This is a genomic window from Hyphomicrobium sp. (assembly GCF_036833075.1).
In the GTDB taxonomy this organism is placed as follows: Bacteria; Pseudomonadota; Alphaproteobacteria; order Rhizobiales; family Hyphomicrobiaceae; genus Hyphomicrobium_C.
In genome coordinates, this window is the sequence record NZ_DAITQL010000030.1 from 31,957 (window position 1) to 45,906 (window position 13,950).

At 65.6% G+C, this 13,950-nt stretch carries 15 protein-coding genes; 8 read left to right on the forward strand and 7 right to left on the reverse strand.

Annotated elements, in window-relative coordinates; all coding sequences use genetic code 11:
- Positions 1 to 65: 65 nt before the first annotated feature.
- Positions 66 to 200, reverse strand: coding sequence for a hypothetical protein (locus V7082_RS10700; protein WP_334148353.1), 135 nt, complete (start codon positions 198 to 200; stop codon positions 66 to 68).
- A gap of 213 nt (positions 201 to 413) precedes the next feature.
- On the opposite strand from V7082_RS10700, the gene V7082_RS10705 reads away from it, so the two are divergent.
- Positions 414 to 644, forward strand: a complete 231-nt coding sequence (locus tag V7082_RS10705) for a hypothetical protein (RefSeq protein ID WP_334148354.1) — start codon at positions 414 to 416, stop codon at positions 642 to 644.
- 82 nt (positions 645 to 726) lie between these two features.
- On the opposite strand, the gene V7082_RS10710 is transcribed toward V7082_RS10705, so the two are convergent.
- On the reverse strand, positions 727 to 1,758 hold the full coding sequence (locus V7082_RS10710; protein WP_334148355.1) for a fatty acid desaturase: 1,032 nt from the start codon (positions 1,756 to 1,758) through the stop codon (positions 727 to 729).
- Between the two features lie 262 nt (positions 1,759 to 2,020).
- Positions 2,021 to 2,662, reverse strand: coding sequence for a pyridoxamine 5'-phosphate oxidase (gene pdxH, locus V7082_RS10715; RefSeq protein ID WP_334148356.1), 642 nt, complete (start codon positions 2,660 to 2,662; stop codon positions 2,021 to 2,023).
- A 146-nt stretch (positions 2,663 to 2,808) separates the two neighbouring features.
- On the opposite strand from pdxH, the gene V7082_RS10720 reads away from it, so the two are divergent.
- From V7082_RS10720 to aroC, 4 genes are all read left to right on the forward strand, one after another.
- Positions 2,809 to 3,261, forward strand: a complete 453-nt coding sequence (locus V7082_RS10720) for a hypothetical protein (RefSeq protein ID WP_334148357.1) — start codon at positions 2,809 to 2,811, stop codon at positions 3,259 to 3,261.
- 177 nt (positions 3,262 to 3,438) lie between these two features.
- Positions 3,439 to 4,287: an enoyl-ACP reductase FabI gene (gene fabI, locus V7082_RS10725; protein WP_334148359.1), complete on the forward strand. Its 849-nt coding sequence runs from the start codon at positions 3,439 to 3,441 to the stop codon at positions 4,285 to 4,287.
- A 51-nt stretch (positions 4,288 to 4,338) separates the two neighbouring features.
- Positions 4,339 to 4,920, forward strand: coding sequence for a histidine phosphatase family protein (locus tag V7082_RS10730; RefSeq protein WP_334148361.1), 582 nt, complete (start codon positions 4,339 to 4,341; stop codon positions 4,918 to 4,920).
- Between the two features lie 417 nt (positions 4,921 to 5,337).
- Positions 5,338 to 6,426 (forward strand): chorismate synthase, encoded by a 1,089-nt coding sequence (aroC, locus tag V7082_RS10735; protein WP_334148363.1) that lies wholly within the window; start codon positions 5,338 to 5,340, stop codon positions 6,424 to 6,426.
- A gap of 9 nt (positions 6,427 to 6,435) precedes the next feature.
- Here the strand turns inward: aroC and V7082_RS10740 are convergent, their stop codons facing one another.
- Positions 6,436 to 7,956 carry a hypothetical protein gene (locus V7082_RS10740; RefSeq protein WP_334148365.1) on the reverse strand — a complete coding sequence of 507 codons (1,521 nt, stop codon included), beginning with the start codon at positions 7,954 to 7,956 and terminating at the stop codon, positions 6,436 to 6,438.
- A 223-nt stretch (positions 7,957 to 8,179) separates the two neighbouring features.
- Here V7082_RS10740 and V7082_RS10745 point away from each other — a divergent pair, with 223 nt between their 5' ends.
- On the forward strand, positions 8,180 to 8,740 hold the full coding sequence (locus tag V7082_RS10745; protein WP_334148367.1) for a murein hydrolase activator EnvC family protein: 561 nt from the start codon (positions 8,180 to 8,182) through the stop codon (positions 8,738 to 8,740).
- On the opposite strand, the gene V7082_RS10750 is transcribed toward V7082_RS10745, so the two are convergent.
- The 3 genes from V7082_RS10750 to V7082_RS10760 all read right to left on the reverse strand — a co-directional run bounded on the left by V7082_RS10750 (position 8,677) and on the right by V7082_RS10760 (position 11,168).
- Entirely contained in the window at positions 8,677 to 9,507 is an 831-nt protein-coding gene (locus tag V7082_RS10750; protein WP_334148369.1) for a hypothetical protein, read from the reverse strand. The genes V7082_RS10745 and V7082_RS10750 overlap by 64 nt on opposite strands.
- Positions 9,508 to 10,031: 524 nt before the next feature.
- Entirely contained in the window at positions 10,032 to 10,490 is a 459-nt protein-coding gene (locus V7082_RS10755; protein ID WP_334148371.1) for a glycosyltransferase family 2 protein, read from the reverse strand.
- A 72-nt stretch (positions 10,491 to 10,562) separates the two neighbouring features.
- The gene (locus V7082_RS10760) at positions 10,563 to 11,168 is read right to left on the reverse strand and encodes a glycosyltransferase family 2 protein (RefSeq protein WP_334148373.1); all 606 of its coding nucleotides are present in this window, start codon (positions 11,166 to 11,168) and stop codon (positions 10,563 to 10,565) included.
- On the opposite strand from V7082_RS10760, the gene V7082_RS10765 reads away from it, so the two are divergent.
- Together V7082_RS10765 and V7082_RS10770 are read left to right on the forward strand one after the other, a co-directional pair.
- Positions 11,159 to 11,386, forward strand: a complete 228-nt coding sequence (locus V7082_RS10765) for an FkbM family methyltransferase (RefSeq protein ID WP_334148375.1) — start codon at positions 11,159 to 11,161, stop codon at positions 11,384 to 11,386. The two genes, V7082_RS10760 and V7082_RS10765, sit on opposite strands and share 10 nt — an antisense overlap.
- A 442-nt stretch (positions 11,387 to 11,828) precedes the next feature.
- A complete protein-coding gene (locus tag V7082_RS10770) occupies positions 11,829 to 13,658 on the forward strand; it encodes an ABC transporter ATP-binding protein (protein WP_334148377.1) in 1,830 nt (609 codons plus the stop codon).
- Positions 13,659 to 13,950: the final 292 nt, after the last annotated feature.

Sequence of the window (13,950 nt, forward strand, 5' to 3'; positions counted from 1 at the left end):
GGGCGGGGGCAGGGCATGCCGCGAGGTCCGGACGGACGCCCGCGGCTGCACACCCCGGCGAAGCCTCAGCCGCCGATGTCGATGCCCGACTGCAGCAGGTCGACGTAGCCCTGCCACTCGCCGATGTCGGCTTCCTCGCGCGCCCCGGGCACGGAGCACACCGCGGCGGCGACCACGCGCACGGCCGTCAGCAGCCGCATCGGGATCGCCACGCGCCACGCCCGCACGGCGGCGGACACGAGCGTCCCCGCAGGCCGGGGTTCGCACCGTCACACCAGGGAACGCCGCGCGACCGCGACGCGAGCTGACCCGTGCGCCAGGCCGCCGCCGCGGCCCGGCCATTAGCGCACGAGAAGCGCACGATCTGAAACCGGCCCGCCGGGCGCAACGCCGGCGGGCGGCACCGCCACGGAATGGAGAGAGAATTGGCGCGTAAGAAACCCAATCCGAAAGCCGCATTCGTGCTTTTCAATGTCCTCTACGAGGATGGCTCGCAGTCGTCGAACCGCAAGGTTCCGAGTGACATCCTGGGCGGCCTCGAGGGCGACGAGCCCGCGCGCGCCGCCATCGAGGCGCAGGACCGCGAGATCGCCGAGCGGTCCGGCCGCTCGCGTGGCCCGATCAAGTCCGTCGAGCGCGCCTGACGGCAGGAGCAAGAGCTTCGCGCCATGAAGAAACGGCCGCTCGTGCGAGCGGCCGTTTTATTTTCTTCGATCACGGAAAACTTTAGGCGAACGCCACCTCCGAGAGGGGCACGAGCCGGCGCCGGCTCTCGTCCCAGAGGCGCAGCTTCACGCATTTGAAGCTCTCCCGGAGCGTGATGCGGTGCACGTCGGCAAGCTCGGGGAAATCGCGCAGAACCTTGGGCAGATTGTAATACGGGATGCGGCTGTAGAGGTGGTGCACGTGATGCACGCCGATATGCGCCGTGAGCCACGGCAGAATGCCGGGCAGGTCGTAATGCGAGCTGCCGTGCAGCGCCGCCTCGTGCACGTTCCACTCCGGCTTCTCGTCCCAGATCGTATCCTCGAACTGGTGCTGGATATAGAACAGCCAGACCCCGACCGACGAGCCGACCACGACGATCGGAAGCTGGACCGCGAGGAACGCCTCCCATCCGACGAGCCAGACGACAAGCCCGCCGAGAAGCACCAGGCCCGCGTTGGTCCCCATCACGCTGGCCCAGATTCGCCAGTCGGCCCCGCGCAGCATGCTGAACGGCAACCGGTGCTGCACCACGAAGAGAAGCGCAGGCCCGATGCCGAAAAGAACGATCGGGTGCCGGTAGGCGCGATAAAGGAAACGGCGCCAGGGCGACAGCGCGCGATATTCGCGCACCGTCAGCGTGTCGATGTCACCGGTTCCCCGGTCCTCGAGGCTGCCGTGCGTGGCGTGATGAGTGGCATGCGCGCGCCTCCACGCATCATAGGGCGTCAGCGTCAAAACGCCGAGAGCGCGGCCGGTCCAGTCGTTGGTGCGCTTCTTGCGGAAGAGCGCGCCATGTCCGCAATCGTGCTGGATGAGGAAGAGCCGGACGAGGAAGAAGGCCGCCGGAACCGTGATTAGCAGCGTCAGCCAGTAGCCGACCTCGAGCGCGGCCCAGGCCGCGATCCAGAGCGCGACGAACGGCACGAGCGTGATGAAGACCTCGAACACGCTGCGCGCGGGATCGGGATGGCGGTAGCGCTGCAGGATTTCGATCCAGTCGCGCGCCTGCGCGTGAGGCGCCGACGGCTCGGGCGCGAGTGTTTGTGCCAAGGATGTCCCCCGTGGAGTTCGCAGTCGACCCGCCGCGGCGACTCCCGATCGTTTGTCCGGGCACCCTTGCAGGCCGAAAGCCGTTCCGCAAGGTGCAGCCTTCGAATTGCAGGGCCGCGATACGAAAAAGCCCAACCGTTGCCCGCGCGCCGCCATTTTTCATCGCGCTGCAGCATCCCTGGCGCCGCATTTGTCATCGGAAATTCACGGGGTAGGGCAGGCCGGGCCCCGAGCAGCGGATCGCCGGAGACTGGGTCATGGCCTAGGGATAGAGCCGAGTCTTCGTCCACGGCGCGGCGGGATCGGCGCGGCGGAAGACGACGCGGTCGTGCAGACGGAACGGCCGGTCGCGCCAGAGCTCGATCTCGACCGGCGTCAGCCGGAAGCCGGACCAGTGGGCCGGCCGGGGGATCTCGCCGATGGCATACCTGGCCGTGACCTCCGCCACCCTCTTCTCGAGCGCGAAGCGGCTTTCGAGCGGGCGCGACTGGTCGGAGGCCCAGGCGCCGATGCGCGAGAGGCGCGGCCGCGTCGCGAAATACTGATCGGCCTCCTCCGCCGAGACCGGCGTGATGGGACCGCGCGCCCGCACCTGCCGCCGCAGCGACTTCCAGTGGAAGAGCAGCGCCGCCCGGGGCGAGGCGGCGAGCTCGCGCCCCTTCGCGCTCCCGAGGTTGGTGTAGAACACGAAGCCGCGCGCGGGATGGCGCGGCCCGTCCACGCCTTTGAGCAGCACCATGCGCACGTTCGGCAGGCCCGACGGATCGACGGTCGCGAGCGCCATGCCATTGGGATCGTTCGACTCGGACGCCGCGGCCTCCTCGAGCCACGTCTCGAACAGCGCGAACGGCTCGCTCGCCGCCGTCAGATCCTCCGCCTCGCTCTCAATCCCCTCTTCGCTCACACCGCCCTCACTACTGCCTACTGCCTGCCCAAAACCACACGCCCCTTTATCACCTTTTAACCACGACCGGCCACACTGCCGGGGCTGGCCGCTCGCAGTCCCGAGCGCCGCTTGCAAGGTATCGTGGTGTTCCGGAGTTGTCTGTCATGCGTCAGGTCCCCGTCGTGGAGACATTCGTTCTTGCAGCCGCCACGGCGGTGATGCTGATGGCGCTCGTTTTCCTGTCGGGCAACCTGGCCTACGCCGGCGAGCGCCCAAGCGACGGCACGGCGTGCACGTGTCCGCCGGATACGGCCCGCAAATCCGCACGCCCCAAGTTCGCCGAGTTCGACCGCCGCGCACTCGATGACACCGATGAGATCGCAGCTCTCGAAAGCATCCAGATCGGCTTGAACCGCATGGACGACGGCAGTCCGTTCGTCTGGAAGCGTGCTAACGGCCGCCTCTCGGGCATCGTCCGCCCGACGAGTTCCTTCCGCAATGCCAAGGGCAGCCTGTGCCGTCATGTCGTGGTCCTCCTGACGACCGGGCACAAGACGAGCACTACCGAGGGGGTCGCCTGCCGCTCGGCCGACCGCCGCTGGGTGCTCGAAGGATAGGCGGGGTGACGCCGCGCACAGCCAGGGCTACGTTAACTAAATGAAATAGAACAGTTTTATAAGAGTTGACGGGACAAGCCGTCGCGTCCGGCGCCCGTGTCGGCGCGGCCATCTGGACCCGCATCCCCTTTTGTGTAGGATGCGCGCAAATTTCCGCACGAAGGGATCGCGAGAAAAATGACCGAAACGGCGTCGGGAGCAGGACACCTTGCCGGCTCACTCATGGCTGGCAAGCGCGGCCTCATCATGGGTGTCGCGAACAACCGCTCTATCGCCTGGGGCATCGCCAAGGCCGTCGTGGCCCAAGGCGCCGAGGTGGCCCTCACCTACCAGGGCGATGCGCTGAAGAAGCGGGTCGAGCCGCTGGCCGCCGAGCTCGGCTCGAAGGTCGTGCTGCCCTGCGACGTGGCCGACGCGGCGTCCGTCGATGCGCTCTTTGCCGAGCTGGAGAAGGCCTGGGGCCGCCTGGACTTCCTCGTCCATGCCATCGCCTTTTCCGACAAGAACGAGCTGGACGGCCGCTATGTCGATACGACGGAGGCCAACTTCACCCAGACCATGCTGGTCTCCTGCTTCTCGCTGACGGCGCTAGCGCGGCGCGCCGAGCGGATCATGCCGGACGGCGGCTCGATCGTGACGCTCACCTACTACGGTGCGGAGAAGGTGATGCCGCACTACAACGTCATGGGCGTCGCGAAGGCGGCGCTCGAGGCGTCCGTCCGCTATCTCGCCGCCGACCTCGGCAAGAGCGCGATCCGCGTCAACGCCATCTCGGCCGGCCCCATCAAGACGCTCGCCGCCGCCGGCATCGCCGACTTCCGCTACATTTTGAAGTGGAACGAGTACAACTCGCCGCTCAGGCGCACCGTCACCATCGAGGATGTCGGCGGCGCCGGCGTCTACCTGCTGTCCGATCTCTCCAAGGGCGTGACGGGCGAGATCCATCACGTGGACGCGGGCTATCACGTCCAGGGCATGAAGAACGAGGACGCCCCCGACATCTCCGTCGTGAAGAACGACCCCTGACGCCCATCCGCGCGCGGCTCCGTCATCGCGCGCGCCGAGACGATATCGTCCATGCCGGACCAGCCGACGATCTACTTCATCCGCCACGGCGAGACCGACTGGAACCGCGAGCGGCGCTACCAGGGCCAGAAGGACATCCCGCTGAATGAGACCGGCCGCAGCCAGGCGCGCCGGAACGGTGAGGCACTGCGCGCCTTCCTGCCAGGGGTCGCCGCGGCCAGGTTCCTGGCGAGCCCTCTCGGCCGCACCCGGGAATCCATGGAGATCGTCCGCGGCGCGCTCGGCCTTCCTCCCGACGGCTACACCGTCGAGCCGCGGCTGATCGAGCTTTCCTACGGCGTTTGGGAAGGCTCGCTGCAGGACGACCTCATGCAGAGCGCGGATTACGCCGTCCGCGCGGAGGATGCCTTTCGCTGGCGTCCCGATCGGGGCGAGAGCTACGCCGACCTCTATCGGCGGGTATGCGGCTGGGCGGAGACGGTGCGCGGTGACTGCGTGGTGGTCGCCCACGGGGGGGTCTCGCGGTGTCTGCGCGCCCACATGCTGGACCTCGCACCCGAGACCATACCGGAGCTCGAAAGCCCGCAGGATCGCGTTTTGATCCTGAGCCGCGGCGCGATGCGCTGGCTTTGAGCGCCTGAAACGAAAGAGAGCCGGAGCAGCGGCAGCTCCGGCTCTCCCCGATGCACGAACATGGGGCGCGGATCTCTCGAGCACGGTTGCTCAGACCGCGAGGAGAGATCCGCAAAAACGCGGAACAGGAACGCAGACGACGCACGTACGATCGGCCCGTGGGGCAAGTCCCAGCCGGCGGCTGGCGACCGGCCCCAAGCGTTTGCGATCCCTTTGCGGGGCCTCACAACGCAGGGGGCACCTTGCTTGATTACCTGCGTCGCACCGCCGTGCAAACTGAAACCGACCGATGTCCTTCCTTGCCCCCGGGCGCCCGCCCACTTATGAGAGGACGTTGAACGCGGCGCCGGCACGAGTTGCCGATGCCATCAACTGGATCTCAGACCGCACGCGCGTGCGGCCCCGACAGCGGCCCCGATGTCCCACAATACCTTCGGCCACCTCTTCCGCATGACGACCTGGGGCGAGAGCCACGGCCCGGCGATCGGCTGCGTCGTGGACGGCTGCCCGCCCGGGATCCCGCTCGCGGCGGAGGAGATCCAGGTCCACCTCGACCGGCGCAAGCCGGGCCAGTCGCGCTTCACGACCCAGCGCCGCGAGGCCGATGCCGTCGAGATCCTGTCCGGCGTCTTCCCGGATGCCGAAGGCCGCCAGGTGACGACCGGCACGCCGATCGCGCTCCTGATTCACAACACCGATCAGCGCAGCAAGGACTACGGCGAGATCCGCAACGCCTTCCGCCCCGGACACGCCGACATCACCTACTGGACGAAGTACGGCATCCGCGACTATCGCGGCGGCGGACGCTCCTCGGCGCGCGAGACGGCCATGCGCGTCGCGGCCGGCGCCATCGCGCGCAAGGTGCTCGGGCCGGAGGTCGTGATCCGCGGCGCCTTGATCCAGGTGGGCGAGCTCCGGATCGACCGCTCCCGCTGGGACTGGGACACGGTCGGCTCCAACCCGTTCTTCTCTCCCGACCCCGGCGTGGTGCCGGAGTGGACCCACCATCTCGACGCGGTGCGCAAGGCCGGCTCGTCCGTCGGCGCCGTCATCGAGATCGTGGCCGACGGCGTGCCGCCGGGCCTCGGCGCGCCCCTCTACGGCAAGCTCGATCAGGATCTCGCCTCCGCCATGATGAGCATCAATGCGGTGAAGGGCGTCGAGATCGGCGCCGGCATGGCCGCGGCCGAGCTGACGGGCGAGGCCAACGCCGACGAGATCCGCATCGGTCCGGACGGAAAGCCGCGCTTCCTGTCCAACAACGCCGGCGGCATCCTGGGCGGCATCTCGACCGGCCAGCCCATCGTCTGCCGCTTCGCTGTGAAGCCCACGTCGTCGATCCTGACGCCGCGCCAGACCATCGACGCGGACGGCCACGAGACGGAGATCGTCACCAAGGGCCGCCACGACCCCTGCGTCGGCATCCGCGCCGTGCCCGTGGGCGAGGCGATGATGGCGCTCGTGCTCGCCGATCACCTGCTCCGCCACCGCGCCCAGCACGGATAGGGAGCGAGCTCAGCCGGAAGGCTTCTGCGCCGCCGCGCGCTTGTCGGCGATGATGTCCCAGGCGGCGTTGATCTGCTTGAGGCGCCGCTCGCGCAGCACCCGGTCCTCCGCATCGCGGGCATGATCGGGGTGCCAGCTCAGCCGCAATCCGTCGATGATCTTCTTGATCGCGGCCTCGTTGACGTCTGGCCCGATGCCCATGCCGAGAACTTCGAGCGCCTCCTGACGCGTGCGCGGCAGCACCTCTCCCGCGGGCGCGGGCGACCCCGGCGGAACGCGCGGCTGCGCGACGACCTCGCGGCCCGTCAGCGGCTCGGGCACCACGGCCAAAGCGCCGGCCGCCCCGGGCCGGACATCCCCGGCGCCGTCCCTCCCGAGCGAGATGGACGCGATATCGCGCGACAGCACAGGAACGGCGGATGCGCGTCCCCGTCTGAAAACAACGGCGAGCGTGAGCAGCGTAAGGAGCGCAAGCGTGCCGGCCGTGATGACGGCCGCGTGCTCCGCGAGCGGCCCGCCGGCCAACACGGCCGGCAGCAGCGATGACGCGCCGTCGCGCTCCGCCAATGCCACGCGATCGGGCATGCTTGCGGTGTGTCCAGCGACCTCGGAGGCGGCCGCAGCCGTATCGCCGGCCCGCGGAGGCGACGGATGGTCCGGCAAGGCGCCGGTCTCGGCGATCCCGCCGCCGCCGTGCGGCGGTACCGACCCATTCGCACCATTGATGATCTGCGGAATGACGGGAGCCGCTCCAGCCGTCGCCTGGCCCGCCGCAGAGAGCTCTGTCGGTGCCGCCTGAGGAGGCGGAGCGGCTTTGGGCGTCAAAGCCTCGATAGCCTGAGGCTGTGCCTGGGCCGGTGCCGGCTCCTTCGGCGGCGCAGTCTTCACCGCCTCCGCGCCGGACTGCGCAGACGGCACGCTGCGCCGCGGATTGGCCGTCGGCGCGGGCACGGTTTCACGCTGCGCGGGAACCGCCTCCGCGACCGCACCATGCGGCGCCGTGTCCTTGACGAAAATGCCGTCGATGCCGAGCATCGGCGCGAACCCTTTCGGCATCGCGACCGTGACGCGCGCCATTCCTGCCAGGCGCTCGGCACAGAAACGGCGCAAGCCTGCGCTTTCGATGTCGCCGCCGCGGGCACAGGGCTCATCGGGCGCGAGCCCCCACTGGGCCGGCATCTCGAGCTCAAAACGCCCGTTATCGACGAAGGCGCGCCCCTCGCGGCCCGCGGCAGCCGCGACCTCGACCCACGGCACGCGCACGCCTCCACAGTCGAGATCGAAGCGGTGCACGTTCCAGCGCCGGCAAAGGCGCGGATCCGCAGGCGAGCACGCGCGAAACTCCTGCTGCTCGCGCCGTCCGAAGACCTGATGCCCCTGATCCTCGGATGGGGCGAGCAGCGGGCGTCCGCCGACCACCTTGCAGGAATACGGCATGACGAGCAGCTCGCCAGCCCAAGCCGCGGAAAAGGAGACGGTGCCGGCGACGAGCAACGCCAGGACCGTGCGGCAATGTTTGAGCGCGCGCATTCAGGCATGCATCCGAAGAATTGAAAAACGGGGCCAGATAGCCCCCGGAACTGGGCACATTTGCGGCACTGCCGGAATGATTCCCCAACGAATCGCAGCCACTTAGCCGAAAGTCGTCGTGACGCACGCCGGCACTTGCCCGAGCAGCGCCGCACAGCCGCCTTCCTCAGCCCAAGATCTGCGCTCAGGATGCCCCGACCTTCAAACCTTTTTCTCCCGGACGATGACCTCACGCTTCCGTCTCGCGCTCGTGCCCGGTCTCGGCACCGCCTGCCTGTCGCTCGCCGCGGCGGGATGCTCCGTCGAGCACACGACCAACCGTTGCGCCAGCGACAGCATGACCCTGGACGGTCTCGTCAAATGCGTGCGGGACATGCATGCCGGCACGCGGAGCTGCGCAGCGGCCGAGCGCGGCCCGACCGCCGTCCCGGTCGCCGGCCGGCGCCTGTTGAGATACGGCGAGACGACGAAGCACGGCGGGACCAGCAGAGGCATCGTCTTCGAAGGCGCCCGCGGCGCCGAGGTGCGCGCGCCGGTCGGCGGACGGGTGACGTACGCCGACCCCTGGCGCTCCTACGGCGATCTCCTGATCATCGATTCCTGCACCACGGTCGCGCTGATGGCCGGCGCGTTCTCTCCCGAGGTGATCGCAGGCCAGAGCATCGCCGCCGGCGACGCCGTCGCCACACTTCGGCAGACCTCGTCCGAGGCCCCGGTGCTCTATCTCGAGGTGCGCGAGGACGACGCGACCGTCGACCCTGCGGGCATCATTCCCGCGGACTGACCGCCGGCGCGGCCACAGGCCTCGAGCGCCGCCGACGTCGAGGACCAGCGGTCCTTGGTGACGGTGACGATATACCTGCGGCAGCCCTCGGCCGCCCCCTGAACGAAGCGGATCTCGAATAGCGCGTCCTCCCGCGAGGGCTTGGGCGGCCAGGAGAAGGCGGCATCGTCCGGCATTTTCGAGAGCGCCGTCTTGATCGCATAGGCGGCGTTCTCGAGATCCGCCTTGCTGAGGCGCGTCAGAAGTACGTTCGGCAGGTCGGGGCCGAGCCCGGCTTCGATTGCGCGCTTGCGCTTGGGGCTCGTGTCCTGGTCGGCCGCGGGCTCCGCCTCCTCGGCATAGGCCGCGCCCATCGTTTCCGTCGCCGCCGGCTCGTCGGTCGAAGCCACCTGCTCGTCGCGCGTGACCGTGAGCTCCGGAACGGCCTCCGGCGTGGCCGCGCCTCTCTCGGGAGCGTCGGATGCGGGTGTCTCAGGTCGTGCCTGATGGGCCCGCGCGAGAACCTCCTCCGCCTCGGACACGACCACGCCATAGAGAGACCTTGCGGACACGATCAGGCCGTCGAGCCCGAAGATCGAGACGGCACCCCACGCGCCGGCAAGGAGAACGGCGCTGAAAAATACTCTTCTGAGCCGGGCCTTGTAACGGTTCGCCAGCGGCGCACCGATCCGCTCCGCCGGCTCGACGCTCAGGGTGAGAGGTTCGAAGTCGAGCGCGCGCGTGTCGTACGGGGTCTCGACCCAATGCTGCGAATGACCGAGGATCATATGTGCCTCCTCGAGCGGACGAGCCTGTCGGACGCATCGCTCTCCGGCGCGGCACTGATCGTTCCGTCTGAAAGCAGAGGCGTCGCGGGGCTCTCGCTCATGTGTCACATCCTTGCGGACTGAAGACATCGGCGGCCGGCAGAACCCGTGCAGTGCGTGAAGACCCCGCGTCTCTCTCACGCACGTTGTTCGAGCTGTATCAGCCACCGACAAGAGCTGCGCAGAATGTGTCGAAAGATCGGTCCACAAACGCTTGGATCAAATCGATCTTATTCCCACCGCTTGAACTTTTTTTGAGGCAACGGACGAGCCACCACGCGTTGGAAAAGGTGAGCGCCCGCCGGAAGAAGAGCCGTCATCGGCCAACATGAACCTCAGACCACTCGGTGCGGGCGGGTCACCCGGAGGGGAAAAATTATGTAGGATATTAATCGCTTAACGCCGAGCCGGAATCGGCGATTTCGGAATCCACGCGAATCTCGCTCACGAGCTCCATTCGGCTCGTACTCCCGGTCTTAGGTCCTTCAATCGACCGTCTTGTAGGGTTGAGGGGTTAGGCCCAGGAGCCCGATTATACTTCCGATCCCTGAAGCTGCATCTTTGCCGCCCCGAACAAGCCACTTTTTTCCGAGCGCGGATGAGGGGAGAAAAACCATCACTCCGCATACCATCCGGCCTGCGCCGCGCAACAAACGCATCAGCGATTTCGGAAGGTATCGGATCCAAGCTGCGAGCGGCCCCCTTCTTTTCTTGTGAATCGTTGCGGCATTGGCGGCAACCCTGAGAGCACGCATCCATTGCCACGTGATCGAGACTCTCTGCGCTGCCACGATCTCCCGTACGAAAGCATCGTCGACCCAGCAGATCGATGCCCCGCCATCGACAGCACGGAAGAAAAAGTCGGAATCGCTTCCGCCGCTGAAGCGCATCGCTTCGTCGAACCTCAGCGCAAGTCCATCCGCACGAACGACGCGACTCTTCATGAAGAGATTATTTGTGTACGCTGTTCGAAGCCTTTCTCCGCGCCGCCTCTGTTTTGTTTCCTTTGTGTCGAATCACTCGGGAAGCGCGCCCTGGTACGAATACTCAACCGGTCCCTGAAGCACGTCGCAATCCAACTCGTGTGCTGCCCCGATCATGCGTTCGAGCCACTGGTGATCGACGACTTCGTCGTCATCAATGAACGCGATCCAATCAGGATCCTCGCCCAGAGCGATCTCGACAGACAGGTTGCGGGCCAAGGGAATGCCCAAGTTGGGCTCGTGGCCATAGACGATCTTCCAGGGCTCGGGAGCTTCGCGCATGCACGATTCGACGTAGCACCGGCACGTGGGAAGCGCGTCGTTTTCAACCACGACGATACAGGGCTGGACGCGAGGCGGAACGACAAGCCCCAGCACCGACTCCAGGCAACTCCGCAGGAGCTGCGGTCGGTTCCGGGTGCAAATCGCAACAACGACGCTCTGCCTACCGGCGGCGCGAGTCTGTGTCAGAGCCGTTTCGTCCGACACGTTAAGCTCCCCCAATCGCATTCCAATCCCCACCTCCCCGGTCTCGCGAGCTGCAGCGCGTTGGTCGGGACGACGCGGGCACTGACCGTCATCAATAAGGTCCGGCACCACCGACTGCCGAGCTGATACTGGCGAAAAGCATGTCAACATTCCTCACTGGACTGGACGATATAAGAGAACCGAACGGCCCGGCCGTCGCAAAGATCTCCTCATTGGATTCAATGCTCGCCGCACATAAGATCGGCGGTCCGTACGGCATCAAGACTGACACGGAAGGCTACGAGCCCGAAGTCCTGACGGACGCTGGTGCCACACTTGCCGACACTGGCTTTGTCATAGCTGAGATCAGCTTGGTCAAGCGGTTCTAAGGGAGTTATCGACCGTCAGAATATTCCGCAGAGCTGGCACGTCACGCGCCTCTCCCGCGGAGCGGCTCGACTTCGAGCTTGCCGAGGGATAGGCTCGCGCCATCCTGCCATGCCGCAGATCCAGCTCACGTCTGACGAGATCGCGCTGGTCAGGGCGTATCTTGAGATCGAGTGACGCTGGCCGGATCCTCGGCCGATCAGCTTCGAAATTCGATGCCGATTCAAGCGCCCGGTGTCGATCTCACAAGGAGAATCGATTAACCCCATGGGATCCCAAGGGGGCGTTTAAAGCGTGGCCTCGACGAGGAGCGTCAGCGGCGTTGACAGCCGTGCCACAAGTTGTTTGGACTGTCGATCCCCACCGTCAGATGGTGGCCAGCGGCTTGTTCTCCAGCAACGCTCGTTTTCGCACAAGGATGATCTCTCGGCGATCAGAGGACGTATGAAGCGCAGCGATACACCCTCTGCCACGAACAGCAAGGAACGGGGGGGCCACCGGCCGACAACATTCCAGATTGTTCACCGGATTCTTTTGGAGCACGGCCGTGCTCACGCGACCGAATACGCGGTTGTTCTCGGCTTCATGGTGATCGTGGCGCTCTGCACTTCTTTGAGCGCATGGATCATGAAGGATCTGGTGAACGCCGCGCTCGGCAAAGGCGACGTTCAGTCGGCCCTGTACTTTCCGTTGATCATTGCCGGGCTTTTCCTCGTAAAAGGGTGCTTTTCATACTTCCAGGAGGTCGGCGTCGCTCGTATTGGAGCCCGCATCGTTGGCGATGTCCAGCGGCAGCTCTACGCACACCTTCTGCGGATGGATATTGCGTTCTTTCAAAGGAAGTCTTCCGGAGACCTCATCACCAGGATGCAGAACGGCGCCAACGCCGTCAGGGATGCAATCAATCTGACCGCGGTGACTTTGGGGCGCGACTTGCTGACTGTCTTGGGTCTGTGTGCCGTCATGCTCATGCAAGACCCGATACTTTTTTTCGTCGTGCTTGCAATCGTGCCTTTCGCGGCTCTCGCGCTAAGGCGGCTCTCGGCGCGGGCAAAGAAAGCGACGAAGTCGGAAGCCGGCGGAATGGCAACGATCGTGTCGCTGACGCGGGAGACGTCGCAAGGCGTCCGGATGCTCAAATCGTTCCAGCTTGAGCGCATCCTGCAAAACCGGATGAACGCAGCGACAGCGGACGTCGAAGCGCGCCGCAACAAGCTGGCACGGATTAAGGCGGCAGTCGCACCTCTGAGCGAGGTGATGAGCGGGCTGGCGATTGCCGCGGTGGTGCTGTACGGCTCCTGGGCTAGTCAGAGCGACCCACAATACATCGGCAGCTTGTTCTCGTTCATCACGGCGCTTTTGCTCGCAGGCGAGCCGTTGCGCCGCCTGTCTCGCCTCCACGTCGATCTCGCGACTGCTGCCGAGCGCATTTCGATGATGTATAGTATTTTTGATACTCCGCCCGTCGAAGTGGATGATGAAGCCAACTTAGAGCTGATCGTCAAAAAGGGCGATATTCGCTTGCGCGATGTGGTCTTCGATTACGCTGGCGGCAAGCGGGCTCTCAACCACATAAGCTTGGAAATTCCCGGCGGCAAGGTAACTGCCTTGGTCGGTCCGTCGGGCGGCGGGAAGACGACCACCCTCGGCTTGTTGCAGGCATTTTTCCGTCCGCAAAGCGGCGAGATCACCGTCGACGGCATGTCGCTTCGGGAAATAACAACATCCTCACTGCGCCGGAACATCGCCTATCTCGATCAGGAGGCGTTTCTATTCGAGGGCACGGTGGAGGACAATATCGTCGGGTCGTGCGCGGTTCGTGATCGCGACCGGGTGATAAAGGCCGCCCAGATGGCCGGCGCCGATGCATTTGTTCAACGGATGCCCAACGGCTACGAGACGCCCGTAAGAGAGTTGGCTACGAACTTGTCCGGCGGGCAACGCCAAAGGATCGGGATGGCGCGAGCTTTCTACAAAGATGCGCCGATCCTGTTGCTCGACGAACCGACGTCGGCCCTCGATAGCGCCACCGAAAACCAAATCCGCAAAGCGTTGGCTTTGTTCTCTCAGGGACGAACGACGGTGATTGTCGCGCATCGCCTTTCCACGGTGAAGAGTGCAGATCTCATCCATTTCATCGCCGACGGCACAGTTCTCGAATCGGGAACACATAGCGAGCTCCTCGCGCTTGGAGGCCACTATGCCGCGCAGTTGCGGACGTATCTTGTCGACGACGAGACGGACGTGGGCGACGACGCCTCTCTGGTGACGTGAGGCACCTGCTGTCAATAGTAACGGAGTGCGAAGTAATGGCTTCATTAGGAGCCTCGCAAAACCATTAGGGCTGCATTCCGCCCGCGAAGCTACAAGACCCAGCGGGTATAATCGCATGCACCTCGACAATCCTAACTAAATAGCTCGTCAGGCCGAGGATTGCTCTCTTGCGTTGCAAGAGCCTGGCGTAGCTGACGCGACGTTTTCCCGCCGATCTTCCGTAGCGGCGATTGCATTTGATGTGACCCCCGCAATTTAGTCCAGACGGCGCTAGAATCCGGCCCCTAGAGAG